Source organism: Rhizobium sp. 05N49, from assembly GCF_056396805.1.
Genome location: NZ_JBFTME010000031.1, coordinates 1 through 18,231 on the forward strand (window position 1 = coordinate 1; position 18,231 = coordinate 18,231).

The window sequence follows — 18,231 nt, forward strand, 5'->3', positions numbered from 1 at the left end:
GGGTCATATCGGGGTCATATCGACGGCGGCCGTCGCGGCCAACAAGCCGCACCTGCAGTTTAGGAGTATCGTCCATGATTTGGTGTCCACCTATTTTTGGTGGACACTTCATGCATCAGAGCACTGCGCTTCAGAAGGCGCACAGAAATTCGCGCTTACGATAGAGGCTCAGGCAAGGCGCTCTTCGTTCGCCGGAACGCGCGATGGTTGACAGTCCCGGACGATCTATATTTTATTGATTGCTAATATTGAGATAAAAGGCGAACCGGACTTCAATCGGCGCCGCAGCATATGGCAGACCAGGCGGAACCAGAAGTTACATTTCCCTAAAGCAGTTGTTGTGAACTCGGACCGGACAGGCAGATGAGCAACGCTTCAGATTCCGAACACATCACGTCGTCCGGCCATAAGCTCAGCGCCGGAGGACATCTCAATCTTCACTACCTGGCGCTGAAGGGCGAATATGATGCCACCCTTCGCGCCGCCGGCATCCGGTCCGGCTGGTCAGTGCTCGACGCGGGTGCAGGCAACGGGGTCTTCCTGCCTCTAATGGCGGAGTTGCTGGGCCCCGAAGGGCATATCGAGGCTTGTGATCTGGCGCGGGAAAATCTCGAGGCAATCGAAGGCTTGATTGCAAGCGAGCGGTTTGCCTGTCCAATAAGAGCGCGAATGGGCAACATCCTCGCGCTGCCCTATGAGACGGGCACATTCGATGCGGTCTGGAGCGCGAACGTCGTCCAGTATCTGAGCGATGTGGAGCTGACACAAGCAATCGCCGAATTCTGCCGCGTCGTAAAGCCGGGCGGACTTGTGGCGGTGAAGGAGGTCGATATCTCGGTTTGGCAGTATCAGCCGCAGGATCCCAAACTGATGTGGCGTCTGCTCGACGCGCTGTCTGATGACGTGCAGATGTCCGGCGCAATGAGGGGAACGCGCGTATCGGCGTGGTTTCGAGCGGCGGGCCTTGAGAAGGTCTCTGCAATCACGACGCTCGCGGAACGCCGTCAGCCGCTCACGTCCGCGGAGCGCGAATACATTCGCAACAATCTGGAATTCCTGTCCGGACTGGCCAGAACGCGCGACTTGACAGAAGCGGATCATCGCCAATGGAACGCGATCGGTGAAGAGCCGGAACGCCTGATTGGTGACCCCGATTTCTGCTATCGCGAAATGTGGGTACTCAGCCTGGGTATTGTGCCGAGGTCTTAAGCACCTCCGTCGTCACGATCTGCCCCGCGATCTATTGCGATGATACCTGAGTGGCGAGGGGCGCAGCATGCGCAGTGCGGTCCCGCCAACTTATGCTTCCGCTCCCAAGCGATCGCGATCGCAAAGCTCCGGAGGCAAGACATCAGAGGTCTTGTGGCACTCGCTCCATGATGCATGCCGTCCTTTTTGGAGCCAACGACCGCTTCCGGCCCAAAGGAGACATCCAAAGCCGTCGGCGACGCCGATCAGCCGCCGCAGGCATAGCAGCACGGAACCGATTCTACGTGATGTTACGGGCCAAGAATTGGTTCGAATGTTATGATGTTGCCGCTTGTGGGAGGCCGGCCATGACCGGTCCTGACGTTCCGCATTATCAAAGCGTTTGTCCGCACCGTGGCCTGTTCAATGGCATTGATCAGGCCACAGGTGGGAGTGGGAGCAACCGCAGTGCTTCTCGGGAAGTATCGAAGACATAGGAGGCGAATATGAAACGAATTGCTGCTGCGTCACTTGCCTTTCTGACGATTGGATTTACGRCGCCGCCCATCGATACCGCAAATGCCGTCGTCTACTGTCAATATATCAGTTATCCGGCGGGCTGCGTCGTAAGACCCGGGGTGGTGCTGAGGCCGCGCCCGGTTGCTCGTGCAGCGCGTGGTACGGTGACGCAGGGAACTGCTGTAAATAAGGGTGGTCCAGTTAACCGCGTCGGTCGCCGCTAGTTGTCGGTTTCGACCCGCCAACCTCGACCGCTACCAGATCGTCCAAGCTCCGAAGCCAAGACATCAAAGGTCACGGGAATCTTGTGGCACTCGCTCCATGATGCCGCCCTTGTGGCCGCCAACGACCGCTCCGTTGCGAAGCGGTCGTTGCCGGGTCAATACTGCCGCCGTGCAGGCGGCCGGGGGGCGGCTGTGTGACTGTCGTTCCCCGCCATCACACCATACCGTCGTCAGGTTTCAGAGGCTGCAGGACGATATCGGAGATCGCCGATACTCCGACCTTGAAGGCAATCTGGTATTCCGGATCCGCAACCATGTCCTTGAATGCGGACCGGCGCGGATACTGGACCAGCACGACAGCATCCCAACCCTTTTCCTGCCCGGTCGTCAGCACAGGCAGGCCATTTCCGCCAAACAGGATTTTCGCGCCGAAGCGAGCCAGGATCGGCTTCGCCATCCGCAGGTATTCCAGATATCTTTGCTTGCCGCCATCGGGCTCGAACCGGATGAGGTTCAGCATGACGACGGCTGAATCGTCGTCTTCGGCCAGGAAGGCGTCGAACACGGCGGGTGAGAATGAAACCATCTAACTTTCCTTTGACACGGCACCGGGAGTGGGTGTGGGTGCGCCGGTCAATTGTTAGCCTGTCGCAGTGCCAGAAACTGGCAGGAACGAGCGCCAGTCGCGATCCTGTTGCTGCCACTGTTTCATGATCGACTGGCGTCGACCGGGGTAGCGCTCGTCCGAAATCGCCTTCACCTGCAGACGATCGACGCGGAAGTGGCGGAAGGCCGATCTCTGTTCGCACCAGGCCGCCAGGACGCGCACGTCGTCGAAATAGACGATGGCGATYGGCCAGATGATGCGATCCGAGAGCGAGCCGTGAGCGTCTTCATAGCTGATCGCCACTTTGCGCTGCCGATGGATGGCATCGCGCAATGAGGCGGCCTGCGGAGGGTCCACACGCTGGGAAACCGAGGCCGCCGCGAGGGCAGGCGGCCCATCCTTCGTCGCCGGGCCGTTCTTTTGGGCGGAAATTATTTTTGCCAGAGCGCTTTCGCTGCCCTGYGCCAGCGCAGGATCGGCGCGCTGCTGCACCCAGGCGAGGCCAAGGATCAACGCGTCCAACTCATCCGGCGAAAAAGCGAATTCCGGCAGAAAGAAGCCCGGTCCCAAAGAGTAGCCAATACCCGCCTGTCCCTTGACGGGAGCGCCCAGCGACCGCAGCGTTTCAATGTCCCGGTATATGCTTCGCAGCGAAATGCCCAGCTCACGCGCAAGATCGAGGGCCGTGACCGGCCTCCTGCGTGCTCGCAGCACGCTTATAAGCTCAAACAGACGGTTCGTTCTCGACATATCCAGTTTCTTCCGAGGCCAGTCCCATGCTCTCATTCACGCATCCGACGCCAGGTCTCCAGCAAACCGGGACCTTCTTGCGACCGGAAGCAGCCGACCCGAAGATAGTCGACCTTGAGAATTTACAAGAGACGGGACTTCAACATTCCCAGGCGGCAATGAGGCATGTGGTGGCCTGAGTTTGGCCAGCCTGGAAGAGGCGTACCGGAGCTGCCCAATCGGTGCGGTGATTGAATCAAGCGCCCTAGGTAGGAGCAATATCAGGCACCGAGCTTCTTCACTTCACGTGCCCGATGACCCGAATTGCCTCTCCGGAGACCTCAAGGGGAAAGCGCTTACCTGTGCTTTCAATAACGGTCAGGATCGCATCTATATCTTGTGGCACCAGTTTCGCAGGAACATTATTCGGCCGCTTCCACTCGACAATTCGTCGAAACTCGACCCACTCGATCTCCACTAAAGGATAGACGTTAAGGGGCCAGAGATCGATATAGGCACGAGGAGGATACAATCCGGGATATACGGGCGACCACTCCTTATCGTCATCAATGAACTTGACCGCCATCCCCTCAACTTTAACCGCAGACTCTTCGATAGCCTCGAACAGCGTCCGCCATTTGCTGTTCGACATCAACGAGGCCGCATAGGTCTCCGACGCAAACTTCTTCGACTCCAAACGACGCGCCATCATATCGACAGGTTGGTTCTTCCACATGCTGCATCTCCGAGGGGCGTCCGATCAAATCGCTCCTACTCATTCCGTAGCACAGCTAACGAAAGACATGAACACCGTGAAGGCGCGTCCCAATGCAGAGTTGCAACGAGTTTTTCAACGGTATCGACGCAAAGCTGCCCGCTCCGCATGCCTGCCGGTCGATGGCATTGCAAATTCGGCTTCCTGTTGTCGGGAACTCTGGCAACCGAGGCCTTGGGCGGTTCAATGACAGCTCCGGCCCGAGCGGGCCATGCAGCGGGTGGGATGACGAGCCCGGCACGCGGCGAAGCCTTGTTCGCCGCTTCGGTCAGGGTTCCCGTCATCCCCGGCTCAGATCAGCCTGCCTTGCCGGGCACCGGCGTGTTGAGCAGCTGCTGCTCCCAGAGATAGGCAATGCCGCTGCCGGCGGCATGCTGCTTGAAGATGTCGGTCAGCTCGTCGGCGTGTTCGGTGCGCGCCCAGTCGCGCTGCCATTCGGCGGCCAGCGCCACCCAGGTCATCATGTTGGCGCCCGCCGCGATCATGCGCTGGATGGCCACCTCGTGAGCCTCGATCGACGTGCCGCCCGAGGCGTCGGTGATGACAGTGACATCCCAGCCTTCGCCGAGAGCCTGGATGACGGGCATGGCGACGCAGATCTCGGTCCAGAGGCCCGCGATGATCAGCTGCTTGCGGCCCGTTGCCTTGACCGCATCCCCCACCTTCCTGTCCTCCCAGGTGTTGATGAAGGTCCGGTCGATCACCTCCTGGCCCGGGAACACATCGGTGATCTGCGGGAAGATGAGGCCGCCGCGCGCGGCGACGACGCTGGTCAGGATGGTCGGCACGCCGAAAGCCCTGGCGGCCTTTGCCAGAGCCGTCGAATTGTTGACCACCATCTGCGGATCATGGCTGTTCAGGTTCGCGAGCTGGTAGGGCTGGTGGTCGATCAGGACGAGTACGGAATCTTCCGGGCGGAGAAGCGAAGCAAGGCCATTACGAAAGGTCATGAAGGGATCCTCTGCTGCCGTCTTGTATGAGTTCGGTCTGGATGTTTCTCGACATTGAGACAGACATGCGCTGACAGCGGCGCCGCCTGCGAGACGGACACTGTCATTCCGGATTTCGATACGGTAGCCTCCGGTTCTGCCAAGCTGTGTCGCAAGATGAGGAACGCCAACCGTGGATATCGAAGATCTCAGGACATTCGTGGAAGTAGCCGATGCCGGCGGCGTTTCGCCCGCCGCGCGGCGGCTCGGCATTTCCAAGTCCATGGTCAGCCGCCGGCTCATCCGGCTTGAAGCCGAACTCGGCGTCCAGCTTCTGGCGCGAACGACCCGCGGTGCGGCGCTCACCGAAGCGGGGATCACCTTTCGCGACCATGCCGCCAGGGTCGGTTCCGAGATCGACGCTGCCATGGAAACGATCCTGCCTTCCGGCGAGCTACGCGGCCGGCTGCGCATTGCCGTGCCGGTTTCCTTCGGCCCCAGCCACTTCGCCCACGTGCTGGCGCAGATGGCGCAACGCCACCCGCAGCTCCACATCCATGCCTCCTACAGCGACCGCTTCGTCGACCTCATCGCCGAGGGTTTTGATTGCGCGATCCGGGTCGGCTACCTGCCGGACTCGAACCTGGTCGCAAGACGCATCGGTCCGCTCTACGGAAAGCTGGTCGCGAGCCCGGATTATATCAGAAGGCACGGCTCGCCGGAGACGCCGGAGGAACTCGCCGGCCATGAGGCCCTGATGCAGGGAACGGAAGCCTGGCAGTTCATGGATGGAGAGGAGGTCATCACGGTTCATCCGCGCGGGCGCTTCAAGGCGGATAACGCGCTCGCTCTCGCCGCCGCCGCCCTGGCCGGCGTCGGCATCGCCTGGATCCCCGATGGCGTGACCCACGACCATCTGGCTTCCGGCGCGCTGGTTGCGGTCATGACACGCTACCCGCCACCGCCCGCCGGCATCTACGTCATCCGCCCGTCGGGGCAGCATGCGACGCGGAAAGTGCGGGTGCTGACGGATATGCTGATCGAATGTTTCGAAGAGGCTCCGGCGCCTATGCGGGCGGTCGGTGTCGCGTGACGTTCAACGCTGCCGTCGGCCCGTTGCGGACATCAAAAGGGGTGTCTGCCGCATTCTACCCCAGGGCTTCGTCGAACGCCTTTCGGCCGATCCCGGCGAGCCAGCTGCGGAAAGTGAGGATTTCCGGATTGATCTCGCGCATGAGATCCAGATCCACACGTTCTGCCAGTGGACCATCTTCCAGGCTCCTGGCCATGTGCGCGAGGTCGGCATTGGCTGCAAGAACATCGTCGGGAAAACGCGCATAGGCGATCGTGCGGCCGGCGATTTCGCTCAGGGCGGCCTCGAGTTCGTAGCCGGTCAGCCTGTCGCTTGCGATTTTCAAGGTGACGCTGCCGAACCGGGCCTTATCGGCGAACATGGCCGCAACGAATTTGCCGATATCGTCCACAGCGGTCAGCTGGATCGAATGCTCCGGCCTGATGAGAGAGAGCAACTGCCCCTTGTCCAGGCCGAATCCGGGCCGCACCAGCATTTCCATGAAGATCATCGGCCTGACGATGGTGGCCGTGACAGGCAGTTTGCGGATATGCGCCTCTATGCGAGACTTGGCGTCAAAACGCGCCACACCCGTCGGCTTGTCGCCGACGCTGGCGCCCGAGGAATAAACGAGATGCGCGACGCCGCTTTCGACGGCCAGGTCGGCGATCGAAATCCCCAGACGTTCTTCCTCTTCCGCCGACAGGTTGGCCGGCAGCACGCTGAAAACGCCATATGCGTCTTTCATCGCTGCCCGGACAGTCTCCTCGTCCTCGAACGATCCGGGCACGATTTCGACGCCGGCCTCCTGCAGGGCTACCGCGGCCGGCGACCCGGTATTCAATACAAGTGCGCGGACAGGTCGCTTCGCTTTCAGCAAGGCTTTGGCGACCGATCCGCCCTGACGACCGGTGGCGCCGAAAACGAGAATTGGATGTTTGTCATTGGTCATTGGGAACCCTCGCGTTGAACAACGACCGTCCATATATACGAGTAGAAAATCGCCGGAAGACGGCACATTTTTCAGCGTCAGGCACAAGGATGATACGCTTGGACAATGGTATCGGACCCGGTTCCCTTCAGGGACCAGAGGACAAACCACAATTCAGGCCGATCCCGTCAAACGGGATTTGCACGAGGCTGGGCGACAAGTGGACTGTGCATGTTCTGTGGCGGCTGTCTCTCGCCGATGAGCAACGGCTGCGCTTTTCAGCGCTCAGAAAAGAGATCGACGGGATCACCCAGAGAATGCTGACGCTGACGCTGCGCAACCTGGAGCGCGATGGCATGGTGATGCGTCATTACTTTCCCGAAGTACCGCCGCGCGTCGAATATGAACTAACCGATATGGGCGCCGGCGTGCTGCACGCTCTTGAGAGCTTCAACCTGTGGGTCCGGGATAATCTGCCCGTCGTCGAAGAGCATCGTCGCTCCTATGACGAAGCCCTGAAGTAATTTCTTGAGCATGTCGCGCAAATACGCAACAACTGYGCCACGCCGCGCTACCCATAGACATCATAATCCACCACAGCCTTCACCCCGGTCTCCGACCGGTGACGCAGCTTCTTTGCGACCGGCTGCGTGAATGTCAGCGCCAGCGCATCGCCTTCATTGGGCGATGGCAGACCGCGATCCTTCATGTCTTCCTTGCTTTCGAGCTGGATCTTGCCGTCCAGCCGCGCCACGGTCTCCGGTCCCACGAGATCCTGGTAGAGAACCTCATTGCCGGGATCGATCGCGCCGCCGGCCTTCAGCCAGCGTTTCATCTGGCCCCAGATATAGGCGCGCATATTGTAATAGCCGGGGTCCAGCACCTTCGTCGAGCCGAACCAGACGAGCTGCCACGAGCGGCCCATGACGGTACCGGCGCTGGCGATGCCGGTGCCGTAGCCGGCATCCACGAAGACGGCGTCGGCCTCGTATTCATCCTCCAGCCGGGCGATGAGATTGGCGACCTCGATATCGTTGTCGTTGCGGGCAATGGTCGCCAGCCGCTTCGAATAAAGGCCCTGGCGCAGCATGATCACCGTCGGGTCGTCGCCCGTCCAGGCGGGGTCGACGCCCAAAATGACGGGTGCGAAGGCATATTGCTCGGGGCGCAGGTGCGTTGATCTGGCCCGGTCGGCATCGTCGGCGGAGATGAACTGCATGGCGGACTGGCTCGGAAACTGGCCGCGCACGCGCACCTTGACGATATCGCTATCCTCGCCGTGATCGTCCACGAGACGTTGCAGGAACTCTTTGTTGGTGCCGGGCACCGTGCGGCTGTCGATCTGCCTTCCCACCCAGCGGTGGCGGAAGCGGCGGAAACATTCGCGGAAGCGGCCGCTGTTTCTGGTCGGGTTGCCGAAGACGATCCAGATGATGACCGTATCCTCGTCCGTCAGCGCGCCCTCGGCCACTTCCCAGACCTTGTCGTGGATCTTCGAGGCCTCGTCGAAGAGCAGGAGGATGATGCGGCCCTTATTGTGCAGACCGGCGAAGGCTTCGGTATTGTGCTCGCTCCAGGAGACGAAATCCTGCCGCCAGCTTTCGCTGCGCTCGGGATCGCGCGACTTGATGGACATGGCCTGCACATCGAACCAGTGGGCGGTGATCGAAAGCCGGAACCATTTGCCGATTTCGGGCGCCGTCTTGGTGCGCAGCTGGCCCTCGGTATTGGCTGTCGTGACGATCTTGCAATCGGCAAAGCAGGACATGGCCCAGTTGGAGAGCATGCCCATTTCCGCCGATTTGCCGATGCCGTGGCCGGAGGCGACGGATATCTGCAGCGGCTGGTAGCGGGTGGCAGGGTCGGAAAGATGGGCGCCGATCAGTTCATTGATCTCGTCCTGCCAGGGGCGCGGGCCGTCATAGCCCTTGAGCTCGCCCATGCCCCAGTCCCAGGCGAGCCGGCTCCAGCGCTTCGGGCTGAAGCGGCAGGCGGCGGCAAGCTCGATGATCGCGTCATTGGGATCGCTGATTTCGCCTGATGCGGCGGGCAGGGGCTTTCGGCGCGTCATTCCGCCTCGCCATCGTTTTGCGTCTCAGTGCGCCTTTGCGCCCGCTCCAGCCGCTCGGCGAGGGCGGAGAGGCCCTTGTGCTCGATGATCTCCTTGAAGGCATTGATGCGGATATGCTTGCCGATCAGCTCCAGACGGCGCAGCCGCTCGGCAAACTTCACCTTCTTCACATGGCCGATTTCGCGGCGCTCCTTGCCCGTGCCCTCGTAGAGCGCGGAGATTTCGAGATCCGTCACCAGCCCCTGCCGCCAGATCTCGGGCCATTCCCGGATCGGCAGAAGATCGCCATTGTCGTCATAGAGATCGCCGAGATCGGCTTCGGCCTCGGCGGCAAGCCGCGTCAGCAGCCAGTCCGCATCGATGCGCGTACGCTCTGAGCGCTCGGCCTTCGCCTCGCCGATGGCTGCGGCAATATGAGGTATCTTCAGCAGCCTGCAGGCAGTCTCCTTCGCGCCGCGCGGCGAATAGCCCGCCCTTATCGCCGCCTGCGCGCCGACAGTATCGACGAGATATTCCTCCACAAAGCGCTGCTGCCGCGCCGTCAGTTCACTCATGCCATCACATCCCGCTTTGCCGGGGAGATAACAGAGCAACGGTTGGCGCAATGAATGGGCGGAGGAAAAAGAAAAATTGTGAACGGCCGGCGGGAACCTTTTCGGGGAACTGCGCGTTTGGGGCCTCAGCCGCTTTCCATGCCTGACCTAGCGGGAGGAAAATCGCCCGAGGTGATGGCGGCGCAAGAATATCAGTAGGGAATGCAGCCTTTACGCGTAAATACGGACGTTAACCACCCTATTTAACTGAATTAAACGATAATCGTTGCCGCATGCAATGAATTAATCAAGGATTTATTAGAATAGAGGAGTTCGCTTATGCTTGAAAAACTTAAGAATGCTATCGGTATATCTGACAGGATGCACCGGGACAGGGAAATCAGCAGGATTGGCTATAGCGAAGAACCTTCCAAGCTGGTCGTCGAATTTTCTGACGGCAGCATGCATACCCATCTCGATGTCATCGAAGGACATATCGTCGGCCTGCGCATCGCCGAGGACAAACTGGATTTCTATGAATCCCAGATCGAGCCTTCGAACCGCCCGCTGGAATCCGGAAGCGCGGGGCGGGGATGAGCCCAGTCCACAACGGGCAACGGGGCCATAACGGGCAGGGGGACCATAACGGAGAGGGGGAACGGGACGAGCATACAGCAAACCCTGCTGCCGCAACCGGCGAGCAAGGAACGCAGTCGTATGATCCCGCCCGGTCCTCCGATGAGCCCCCGGTTGCGGTGACGGTCAAACTCGCATCGCATCTGATCAGCGAGATCACCTATGATCCCGTCACGCGGATCCTCGAGATCGAGCACCGGCTGAAAGGCCACCGCCGATATTTCGACGTGCCCCAGGGCGTCGTCATAAACCTGGTCACCGCGCCATCGCCCGGCTGGTATTACACGCAGCACATCCGCGACGCCTTCCGCCGCGACGACGCCCACCGGCACTTTTCCTTCCATTGGCTGCGCTCCCGCGACCATCATCATTGAGGCAGGCGGGATCGCCGCAGCGAGATCCGATGGCGGTCTCATGCTGCCTGCATGGCTAAAAAACAGCTAAGTCCTTGATCCTGAATAAGTGACGCAGGAAAGCGGAAAAACTTTTATATTTTTTTCCGTCGCCGGAGGCTTTCTCCTGATTTGAATTTCTTTACGCGTAAGTTTGGGAGTAAGTGGATCACTTATTCAGGATCAATGACTTAGCCGGAATTTTGGCCGTTTTTGCTGCATTTTCAGAAATTCTTATTCAGGATCAATGAGTTAGTGGCGAATATCCGGGGGATCTGAGCCGGGAGGCGGCGCTTTCCGGGCTGTGCGAGACGCCAAGTTCGGTCTCCAGCCAAGCCGGGAAATACAGGCCCGTTATAGTTTCGAACTTGCTAACTCAATGATAGATAGTAGTCCACTCAAGTCAAAATATTGGCTAACAAAACGATAAATCCTTAATTCGTAGCGTCTTTCCTTGGGCCAGACTGCCGCTTTCGGCAGAAACTCTTTCCCTGTTTCTTCAATTATGCTACTATAAAGTGAGTTAGGGAGGGTAACATGCGTATCTTCGTACTACTCATCGCTATCGGCCTCTGCATATCGACCGTCGCTGTCGTTCCGCCCGCTGCCGTGGCGGGCCCGTGCGACCCGAATGTCGGCAACTGCTAGCCAGAAAAATCCGGATACACCGGCACTGACCGGTTCCGCGTGAGAACCTTTGAGCGCCACTATCTCTGGAGAGGCGGATGGATAATCCCTGGCCGGCGGATATCCCGTGGTCGCTCTGGAACTACCAGGGCCTGACCATCAGCGACATGCCGCAACTGCCCATGATGGGCGTTCGGTTCGAGCCCTCTTTCCTCTACGCTTTCGCTTTCGGCTGTTTTTTCGTGGCCTTCTTTTCCTGGCCGCGGTTCAAGGCGAGGGGGCGGAATATCACTGCCACTTCGGAAGCGCTGCGCGATTTCGACCCGACGGACCTCGGTGGCCAGAATTCGCTCCACAGGGTCTATTTCATCTATGCCGGCGCGATGCTGATCCTCTATGTGTCGCTGACCTTTTTCGGCAAGCTGATCTTCCAGGCAACGCAGATGATCCCCGTTGCCGGCATTTCCGTCGATATTGCCGAGTTGAAATTCGACAGTCCGCAATGGCCGCTGACCCTTGCCTTCGCCTTCGCAGGGCTTGCGGATCTGCTGCCGCCGGTGCGGATCGCCGAGGAGTGGCTGCGCAACCGCGCCTACCGGGCGGCCGGCATTCCCGTGCGCATCGAACAGACCACCCGCAGCCTCATCGCCACGCTGGAGGAACCGCCGGGGCACAGCGGCGAGCGCCGGGAGCATTTGCGCAACAGGGGCAGGGGCTCGCTTGCCGAAATGCTGGGGCACTTTCGCAAGAACTGGCAGGCCCAGATCGATGGCTATCCACGCGTCAGGTGGCTGCTCGGAAAGCGGACGTCGCGAACCCGGGAGCTGCTCGCGCTACTGTCGCAGCTGGAGCTCCTGATCGTCTGGGCGAAGACGACGCGCGGCAGCTGGCCGGGCGCCGAGGTTTCAGCCCGCGTGCGGGACACTGAAGCCAAGTTCGTCGATAAGGCCGATACCCTGCTGAACAGCTTTCAGCGCCGGCTGCAGGAAACCGGCGATCTTAAGGCCACCAATCCGGCCACTGCCGCCAATCCTGACAATCCCGATCTGGACGCGAGCGAAAGCCGGTTCGACGACTATATCTCGCAGGTCATGAAGGACGCGACGGCGGTCCGTTTCGAACTGGTGACGCTGCTGGCGATCTTCCTCGAGCGCGACCCGGATTTTCGCGGGCCGGCCAGGGCGCCGAAGCCCGGCCTGGCACACCCGATCGATGCGCTTGCCGATCTGCTGCTCGAAACCGACCGGCCGGATGCCGTCGGCAGCGGGCCGGAGGCGGGGCTGCTGCTCTCGCTCATCCCCGTCTTCATCCTGTTTGCCGCCAGCGCCTGGCAGGGCGCGCAGGAACTCGTCAGTCAATATGTGGAGACGACGAACCTCGCCGGGGTCCTGCTGACGGCACTGGTCGAAACCCTGAAGATCGCCTCGCTGACCTGGCTGCCGCTTCTGGCGGCCTTTTCGCTGCGTCAATACCGGTGGGACACCAAGGACTGGGTCGGTGCCCAGCAGGATTGGGACTATAGAAATTCCTCGCGCCTGTCGCAGATGATGGGTTGCCTTGCGCTGGCGCTCGCCGTCTCGGTCCTCGGACTGACCGGGGTTGCGATGCTGCGGGCCTTTGCCATCGCCCAGAATGCGAACCATTTCAATTCGCTGCTCTTCGGCGGATCGGCCCCCTTCATCCTCTATTATCCGACCCTTGCCGTCACCCTTCTCCCCATGGTGCCGATATGCCTGGCGGCGGCCGATGCGCGGGCGCATGGAAGGCCGGTCCGTGGCCATGCGGTGCTCTGCGCCGCTTCGGTGCTGGTGCTCTCCATCGCCCATAGCTGGTTCTGGGATCCCGGCTGGCCGGGCGACTGTTTCAGGGCGGAGACAATTGCGACCGCAGCATGCAGCCGGCGGTCTGATACGCTGAGCCGGCTCATCCTGACGGTCCTGGTATTCCTCGCCAGCTGGAACCTCGGCCAGCCCGGCTTCAGCCGAACGCGGCGACGGATCAACCGAAAGCAGGCGGAGTTTGTCTGCGCGGTCCTCATGGCCGCCACCTTCGTGCTGAGCACGCCCGTTTTCGCTCGCGACGTGCGCGTCGGCTTCCGCGACAATGTCGAGCCGTTCTCCTATCTCGTCGGTGATGGGCACGGCAAGGCGCATCATATCGGCTATCTGGCGGACCTCTGCCACGAGATATTTTCGGTCGGCGAATATACGATCGAGGAAGTGTCGGTCACGACGGCCGAACGCTTCAAGCTGGTGAACGGGGACACGGTCGGCGACAAGAAGCCCGTCGAGGTTCTCTGCGATACAGTGACCATGCGCTTTTCGGGATTGGCGATCAGCGCCAATGGCGATTCAGGCGACGATGCCGATGGCCGGTCCAAACGGGACTGGAACAGCATCTACTCGCCGATCGTCTTTGCCTCCGGCGTCTCCTTTCTCGTCCGGTATTCGCGGGAAGCGACGACCTATGCCGGCGATGTCGTGATCGGTTACGTCTCGGCAACGACGGCCGCAGACGTTGCCTTCAAGAGCTGCCAGGTCGACTTCTTCAAGGGGCTGGCACCGCCCCAGCGAAAGGCACTCTACGAGCGCTGCCGTTTCCTCGATGCGGCGGCGGCGGTCAGGCGCAGGATTGCGATGCTGCTGCCCGACAATCCCGGTTCGCGTGCTTCCGCCCCGGCATCGTCTGAAAAGGCGATGCCGGATGATGCCAGCGTATCGCCCGAAATAGAGCTGCCACCTGATTTCAAGACATCGCTTGAAAAGGCGCTCCAAAGCGCGAAGGACCTCGCGCCCCTTTCGATCCTGCCTGATACGACATCCTTTCTACCGCTGCCGTCGCAGCAGATGGCGAACAATCTCATCAGCACCGTGGGCAAGATTTGCGGGTCGAGCCCGAATACGTCGGGCGATCAGACCGCGCAATCGATCGTCCTGTGCGACGACGCGCTGAAGCCCGATCCGCTCAAATTGATATCCGCTGCCGTCACCGATCCGCGTTGCAACCCTCTTGAGAAGAAGGAACTCAGCGATGCTGACAAGAAGAAGAGATCCTGGCGTGATTATCATTTCTGCCCGATGAAGGATTACGGGGATCTCATCCAGTGGTTCTGCAGCCCGAATCCGGGCCTGAGGCCGGTCTTCATGGGCGATCGGGAGCTGATCCTCGGCAAGCTCGACAGCTGGAACGCCCGCAATACGCCCTGCGCGGTCGAGCAGTTGATTGGCGCCGAATATCTGACCTACGAACCCTATGCGCTGCTTGTCAGCAGAGACGATCCCGAGCTGGTGCAATTCGTGCAGAGGCGCGTCTACCAGATCTTTTCCCACCGCTCGACGGCAACGGCGCGCTTCGCCTCCTATTTCCCCAAACGCAGCATGTCTTCTGCGCTCGCCTATCTCTACCTGCTGAATGCGGTCGATCCGGAGCAGGGCTATCTCGTTCCCTGCGGCACGCCCGACAAGGCGCAGAGCGACGGAACAGGCCCAACTTCAGCGGTGTCCCGCCCGGCCGGCGACATCAGGTCCTGTGCAGACGAGACCGAACAGAAGCCCGCGCCTGCCGCGTTGAACGCCTGGCTGGCGGCTGCGGGCGAGCGGGCACGATCGATCCTGTCTTCGGTGCTGCGCACCTCGGGGATCATCGAGTGAATGGGTGTCGGCGCGGCGGCAGCCGGCTAAGGTTGCGGGGTTTTCGACCCCGAATAGGCGCGTTCCAATCCCTGCTGCAGGACATAGGGGAATTCGGCCCTGTCGAGCTTGTATTCGCCGGGTTCGGCATCGGCAACGTTTGCCATGATCAGCCTTACCCTGGCATAGGCATAGTTGCAGCTGAGGCTGTCCTCGATCCCCTCGAATTCCAGTTCCGCGAGGCAATTGATCATATCGAAGTCGGGATGATCATGCTCGCCGAGAATGCTCGCGACCGTGCCGGCTATCCCGTTCAGGCTCTTTTCGCGCGCGGACGGTGCAAAGCGGGCCGGCCCTTTTTTCCCTGCGGTCTCCTCGATGATCCTCGAGGCGGTGGCATCATCAATCGTCAGCGGCGGAACGGCATATTTTCCCGCCATCTTGATGAGGAGCGCGGCCCTCCAGCAAACGATCAGCTTCTTACCAACGATCCTGGTGGTGGTCGAACACTGGTAAATCGTGTGGCGTGTCGACGAAAACTTGTCCAGAAACGCATCTGATGGCAGCGGCTCCTCGGCGAGGCCTACGCCGGGAAGGAGGAGGGTGATCGCAAGAAGGAACGGTCGCCAGCGGCTATGCATGAGATCTCCCCATAGTCTGGAGGCGGCATTTCGCCGCCGCTTTATCTGCAGGCCATTAAAAGCCTGAATGATGGATTTGCAATCAGGAGCTGAGGCAATTCAGTTGCAACCTGAAAGGCTGCCGGGCGAATAAGCCTGTACAAGACCTCGTCATTGGGCGCCCTGACGGTCCTTCGATAAAGCGTCCGCACTTCCCGGCGCGGTGATGAGCCTGTAGAGTGGCCGAACGTGCGCCAGATCATCCCACCCGGAGTTTCTCAATGGCCGAGGTCTTGCTGTTCCACCACGCACAGGGGCTGACCGCCGGCGTGCGCGCCTTTGCCGATGACATCAGGGCTGCCGGTCACAAGGTGCATACGCCCGATCTCTTCGAAGGACGCACCTTTCCGAGTATTGCCGAGGGTCTTGCCCATATCGGTGCAACCGGGTTCGACGCCATGCGGGAGCGCGGCGTCCGCCTTGCCGACGAGCTGCCTCCGGGGATCGTCTATGCCGGGTTCTCGTTCGGGGTGCTGCCGGCGCAGAAGCTCGCGCAGACGCGGCCGGGCGCCCGCGGAGCCCTGCTTTTCTACTCCTGCCTGCCGATCAGCGGGGAGTGGGCCTTCGGACCCTGGCCGGCCAGCGTTCCGGTGCAGATCCACGGCATGGATAACGACCCGGTCTTCGTCGGCGAGGGCGATATCGATGCCGCCCGCGAGATCGTGGAGGAGGCCGATGACGCCGAGCTTTTCCTCTATCCCGGCGACCAGCACTATTTCGCCGACAGCTCGCTGCCCTCCTATGACGCGGATGCGACCCGGCTGCTGACGATCAGGGTGCGGGCGTTCCTGAACCGCGTTGATACGGGCCGATAGGCCCGAAAATCTCCCGGCTTGGGGCGCTTTGCAATTTCAAATTCTCATTTTGAACAACGAGTTAGTTATGACGGATGAAGAGTGCGAGCAGATTTGGGAGTTTTTTCGACTTCTGCCCGACGAGCCCGCAGAGCAGCGGAGCAAGAAGGAGGCATTTCTGAGGGAGTTTCGCGAGGCAAGCGATGGGCGAATTCTCGCAAATACGTTGATGGTCGAGGCGCTTGTCTCAGGAGTTCCCGAATATGTGGAACCCGCCCTGCTGGTCGGTCATGTCTACGGTTTTAACGACGAAAGCGTGGATGTACTTCTCACGCTGCTGCGGCAAGACTGGCACCACAGGCACGAGGACATCGTTCTTGCGCTTGCGGCATTGAAAGCGCCTCGCGCAGTCGAAGATCTGGACTGGGCCACCCGATGGGTGCCCAGCTATCTGGAGTGGGATGAGAACCGCGTCCTCGCACGAAAGGCCGCCTATGCGCTCGGGGCGATCGACACGCCCGAAGCGCGGGCGGCGATTTTCGCGCTCAGCAAGGATGCAGATCCCGTCATTGCCAGACATGGGCAAGAGCAGCTGATGCTCAGCGCAACCATTGCGCCGGCCGCAGACAAAAGATCCATTCTTGCCAGGACCTATGAGTGGATTGCGGGCGGCAAGTTCGAATGACGAGGCTGCCTACAATCCCCGGCCTTCACGGCCTTCGGCCCGTCCCGATTGACCTGCCGACTTGAAGCTGTAGCCTGCGCCCATGCACAATGCGCTGCTCGACTATGCCGATCTCATCTCGCTGCTGACGGCCGTCGGCACCTTCGTCGCGATCGTCGCCGGCGTCGTCGAGCTCATCAAGGCGCGGCGTGAGCATGTGAGGGCGAAGGAGCAGGAGTTCAACAGCTCCTACCTGACGATCAGCGATGCCTATCACCGGCTGCTCGAACTCTCTGTCGAATACCCCCATCTCGGCATCTTCCCCTGGCAGGAAGAGCCCGCCGACCTCTCGCCTGATGACCTCAACCGGCGGGACATTTTCTACGAAATGATGATCTCGATCTTCGAGCGCGCCTATCTGGAACGGCACAAGACGCCGGAGATAGCAGAGCATTTCTGGCCGGGCTGGGAGACATTTCTCAGGCGGCAGATCGAGAAGCCGTCGTTCCGGAAATATTGGGGTATTTTCGATGGGGAGGGGGCGTTCGGAGCGTATGACAAGCGCTTCGAGGCGTTTGCCAAGGGGCTGGATGATGGGCTGCCCGGTCCGGATGGAGTGTGAGGCATGTCACCGGAGAGGGAGAGCGAACGCCCCCCGAACAAGAACAGCGTAAGCGAATTCTAAATCTACTATCAGTTGCTGTGCCAGTGTGGGTCAACCAAGTTGCATGGCGGTAAAACTCCCCGGCAGGATCGCCGAAATGATGACATCCACAAGATAAAATCTACCTAGACGGATTAGCCCAATTCTTGCAATCCTCGGGGGTGGTGCAGACATTATTGTCGCGATAAGATCAACCCAATACCGCGGTGGGCCGGATCTGTAACCTCGACTTGGAACTTGTTGAAGGCCCAACGTATTGTTTAGGCGTTCTTCTATCGATCGAGGGTAAAATGTCTGCAGAGTCCACGCGTCTCACGTCCGAGGCAATGACACTATCGGCCGCCGCCGTCCTGAATTCACTCATTTCCGTGCTTGGCAACAAGGGCCTGCTTTCTCCCGAGGAAGAGCGCGAAGTCTACCGCGCCGCCGCCGACATGATCGACGAGGCCTCGGGCGACGACGAGGACGGAACCTACGAGCTGGCGCGTGAGCTGATCGAACTCAGGCTTGCCGATACCTAGGGCATGTCGCGCAGGAACGTGCAGCAATTTCTTCGGTCGCCGGGTC

At 60.4% G+C, this 18,231-nt stretch carries 19 protein-coding genes; 11 read left to right on the forward strand and 8 right to left on the reverse strand.

The genetic code is table 11. The annotated features are described in order from the left end of the window. Positions 1-211 (forward strand): hypothetical protein (locus AC1DF8_RS33565; protein ID WP_478157032.1); only part of this gene is annotated, 211 nt, incomplete at its 5' end. A 152-nt stretch (positions 212-363) separates the two neighbouring features. Beyond that, positions 364-1,209 (forward strand): methyltransferase domain-containing protein, encoded by an 846-nt coding sequence (locus AC1DF8_RS33570; protein ID WP_478157034.1) that lies wholly within the window; start codon positions 364-366, stop codon positions 1,207-1,209. A 936-nt stretch (positions 1,210-2,145) separates the two neighbouring features. On the opposite strand, the gene AC1DF8_RS33575 is transcribed toward AC1DF8_RS33570, so the two are convergent. The 4 genes from AC1DF8_RS33575 to AC1DF8_RS33590 form a co-directional block, all read right to left on the reverse strand. After that, entirely contained in the window at positions 2,146-2,517 is a 372-nt protein-coding gene (locus tag AC1DF8_RS33575) for a DUF1330 domain-containing protein (protein WP_112971810.1), read from the reverse strand. Positions 2,518-2,571: 54 nt separating this feature from the next. Beyond that, positions 2,572-3,288 (reverse strand): helix-turn-helix transcriptional regulator, encoded by a 717-nt coding sequence (locus AC1DF8_RS33580; RefSeq protein ID WP_478157036.1) that lies wholly within the window; start codon positions 3,286-3,288, stop codon positions 2,572-2,574. Positions 3,289-3,565: 277 nt separating this feature from the next. Continuing rightward, the gene (locus AC1DF8_RS33585; RefSeq protein ID WP_478157038.1) at positions 3,566-4,003 is read right to left on the reverse strand and encodes a DUF6678 family protein; all 438 of its coding nucleotides are present in this window, start codon (positions 4,001-4,003) and stop codon (positions 3,566-3,568) included. Positions 4,004-4,338: 335 nt separating this feature from the next. After that, positions 4,339-4,992 carry a hydrolase gene (locus AC1DF8_RS33590; RefSeq protein WP_478157040.1) on the reverse strand — a complete coding sequence of 218 codons (654 nt, stop codon included), beginning with the start codon at positions 4,990-4,992 and terminating at the stop codon, positions 4,339-4,341. A gap of 172 nt (positions 4,993-5,164) precedes the next feature. Here AC1DF8_RS33590 and AC1DF8_RS33595 point away from each other — a divergent pair, with 172 nt between their 5' ends. Continuing rightward, positions 5,165-6,064, forward strand: coding sequence for a LysR family transcriptional regulator (locus tag AC1DF8_RS33595; protein WP_478157042.1), 900 nt, complete (start codon positions 5,165-5,167; stop codon positions 6,062-6,064). A gap of 55 nt (positions 6,065-6,119) precedes the next feature. Here AC1DF8_RS33595 and AC1DF8_RS33600 read toward each other — a convergent pair whose 3' ends face one another. Further along, positions 6,120-6,995: an NmrA/HSCARG family protein gene (locus tag AC1DF8_RS33600; RefSeq protein WP_478157044.1), complete on the reverse strand. Its 876-nt coding sequence runs from the start codon at positions 6,993-6,995 to the stop codon at positions 6,120-6,122. A gap of 89 nt (positions 6,996-7,084) precedes the next feature. Between AC1DF8_RS33600 and AC1DF8_RS33605 the strand changes: the two genes are divergently transcribed. Then, positions 7,085-7,498, forward strand: coding sequence for a winged helix-turn-helix transcriptional regulator (locus tag AC1DF8_RS33605; RefSeq protein WP_113017281.1), 414 nt, complete (start codon positions 7,085-7,087; stop codon positions 7,496-7,498). Positions 7,499-7,545: 47 nt separating this feature from the next. Here AC1DF8_RS33605 and AC1DF8_RS33610 read toward each other — a convergent pair whose 3' ends face one another. After that, positions 7,546-9,045, reverse strand: a complete 1,500-nt coding sequence (locus AC1DF8_RS33610; protein ID WP_478157046.1) for a terminase — start codon at positions 9,043-9,045, stop codon at positions 7,546-7,548. Beyond that, the gene (locus tag AC1DF8_RS33615; protein WP_478157048.1) at positions 9,042-9,599 is read right to left on the reverse strand and encodes a terminase small subunit; all 558 of its coding nucleotides are present in this window, start codon (positions 9,597-9,599) and stop codon (positions 9,042-9,044) included. The genes AC1DF8_RS33610 and AC1DF8_RS33615 overlap by 4 nt, the downstream gene beginning before the upstream one ends. 318 nt (positions 9,600-9,917) lie before the next feature. On the opposite strand from AC1DF8_RS33615, the gene AC1DF8_RS33620 reads away from it, so the two are divergent. From AC1DF8_RS33620 to AC1DF8_RS33630, 3 genes are all read left to right on the forward strand, one after another. Continuing rightward, positions 9,918-10,175: a KTSC domain-containing protein gene (locus AC1DF8_RS33620; protein ID WP_018114906.1), complete on the forward strand. Its 258-nt coding sequence runs from the start codon at positions 9,918-9,920 to the stop codon at positions 10,173-10,175. A gap of 158 nt (positions 10,176-10,333) precedes the next feature. Then, entirely contained in the window at positions 10,334-10,588 is a 255-nt protein-coding gene (locus tag AC1DF8_RS33625) for a KTSC domain-containing protein (protein ID WP_018114907.1), read from the forward strand. A 743-nt stretch (positions 10,589-11,331) separates the two neighbouring features. After that, complete coding sequence (locus AC1DF8_RS33630; RefSeq protein ID WP_478157050.1) at positions 11,332-14,883, forward strand: type 2 periplasmic-binding domain-containing protein; 3,552 nt, start codon at positions 11,332-11,334, stop codon at positions 14,881-14,883. A gap of 26 nt (positions 14,884-14,909) precedes the next feature. Here the strand turns inward: AC1DF8_RS33630 and AC1DF8_RS33635 are convergent, their stop codons facing one another. After that, a complete protein-coding gene (locus AC1DF8_RS33635; protein ID WP_478157052.1) occupies positions 14,910-15,503 on the reverse strand; it encodes a hypothetical protein in 594 nt (197 codons plus the stop codon). A gap of 260 nt (positions 15,504-15,763) precedes the next feature. Here AC1DF8_RS33635 and AC1DF8_RS33640 point away from each other — a divergent pair, with 260 nt between their 5' ends. From AC1DF8_RS33640 to AC1DF8_RS33655, 4 genes are all read left to right on the forward strand, one after another. Next, the gene (locus tag AC1DF8_RS33640; RefSeq protein ID WP_113148486.1) at positions 15,764-16,357 is read left to right on the forward strand and encodes a dienelactone hydrolase family protein; all 594 of its coding nucleotides are present in this window, start codon (positions 15,764-15,766) and stop codon (positions 16,355-16,357) included. A gap of 28 nt (positions 16,358-16,385) precedes the next feature. Next, a complete protein-coding gene (locus AC1DF8_RS33645; RefSeq protein WP_478157055.1) occupies positions 16,386-17,021 on the forward strand; it encodes a HEAT repeat domain-containing protein in 636 nt (211 codons plus the stop codon). A gap of 82 nt (positions 17,022-17,103) precedes the next feature. Then, positions 17,104-17,622 (forward strand): hypothetical protein, encoded by a 519-nt coding sequence (locus AC1DF8_RS33650; protein ID WP_478157056.1) that lies wholly within the window; start codon positions 17,104-17,106, stop codon positions 17,620-17,622. Between the two features lie 332 nt (positions 17,623-17,954). Continuing rightward, a complete protein-coding gene (locus tag AC1DF8_RS33655) occupies positions 17,955-18,185 on the forward strand; it encodes a hypothetical protein (RefSeq protein ID WP_018114917.1) in 231 nt (76 codons plus the stop codon). The last annotated feature ends 46 nt before the right edge of the window (positions 18,186-18,231 follow it).

What these genes read in the sequence shown, in the direction of transcription:
- AC1DF8_RS33570 (WP_478157034.1), top strand. Translation starts at nt 364, where the DNA reads ATGAGCAACGCTTCAGATTCCGAACACATCACGTCGTCCGGCCATAAG.
- AC1DF8_RS33575 (WP_112971810.1), bottom strand. Translation starts at nt 2,517, where the DNA reads ATGGTTTCATTCTCACCCGCCGTGTTCGACGCCTTCCTGGCCGAAGAC.
- AC1DF8_RS33585 (WP_478157038.1), bottom strand. Translation starts at nt 4,003, where the DNA reads ATGTGGAAGAACCAACCTGTCGATATGATGGCGCGTCGTTTGGAGTCG.
- AC1DF8_RS33590 (WP_478157040.1), bottom strand. Translation starts at nt 4,992, where the DNA reads ATGACCTTTCGTAATGGCCTTGCTTCGCTTCTCCGCCCGGAAGATTCC.
- AC1DF8_RS33600 (WP_478157044.1), bottom strand. Translation starts at nt 6,995, where the DNA reads ATGACCAATGACAAACATCCAATTCTCGTTTTCGGCGCCACCGGTCGT.
- AC1DF8_RS33605 (WP_113017281.1), top strand. Translation starts at nt 7,085, where the DNA reads ATGATACGCTTGGACAATGGTATCGGACCCGGTTCCCTTCAGGGACCA.
- AC1DF8_RS33610 (WP_478157046.1), bottom strand. Translation starts at nt 9,045, where the DNA reads ATGACGCGCCGAAAGCCCCTGCCCGCCGCATCAGGCGAAATCAGCGAT.
- AC1DF8_RS33615 (WP_478157048.1), bottom strand. Translation starts at nt 9,599, where the DNA reads ATGAGTGAACTGACGGCGCGGCAGCAGCGCTTTGTGGAGGAATATCTC.
- AC1DF8_RS33620 (WP_018114906.1), top strand. Translation starts at nt 9,918, where the DNA reads ATGCTTGAAAAACTTAAGAATGCTATCGGTATATCTGACAGGATGCAC.
- AC1DF8_RS33630 (WP_478157050.1), top strand. Translation starts at nt 11,332, where the DNA reads ATGGATAATCCCTGGCCGGCGGATATCCCGTGGTCGCTCTGGAACTAC.
- AC1DF8_RS33635 (WP_478157052.1), bottom strand. Translation starts at nt 15,503, where the DNA reads ATGCATAGCCGCTGGCGACCGTTCCTTCTTGCGATCACCCTCCTCCTT.
- AC1DF8_RS33640 (WP_113148486.1), top strand. Translation starts at nt 15,764, where the DNA reads ATGGCCGAGGTCTTGCTGTTCCACCACGCACAGGGGCTGACCGCCGGC.
- AC1DF8_RS33650 (WP_478157056.1), top strand. Translation starts at nt 17,104, where the DNA reads ATGCACAATGCGCTGCTCGACTATGCCGATCTCATCTCGCTGCTGACG.
- AC1DF8_RS33655 (WP_018114917.1), top strand. Translation starts at nt 17,955, where the DNA reads ATGTCTGCAGAGTCCACGCGTCTCACGTCCGAGGCAATGACACTATCG.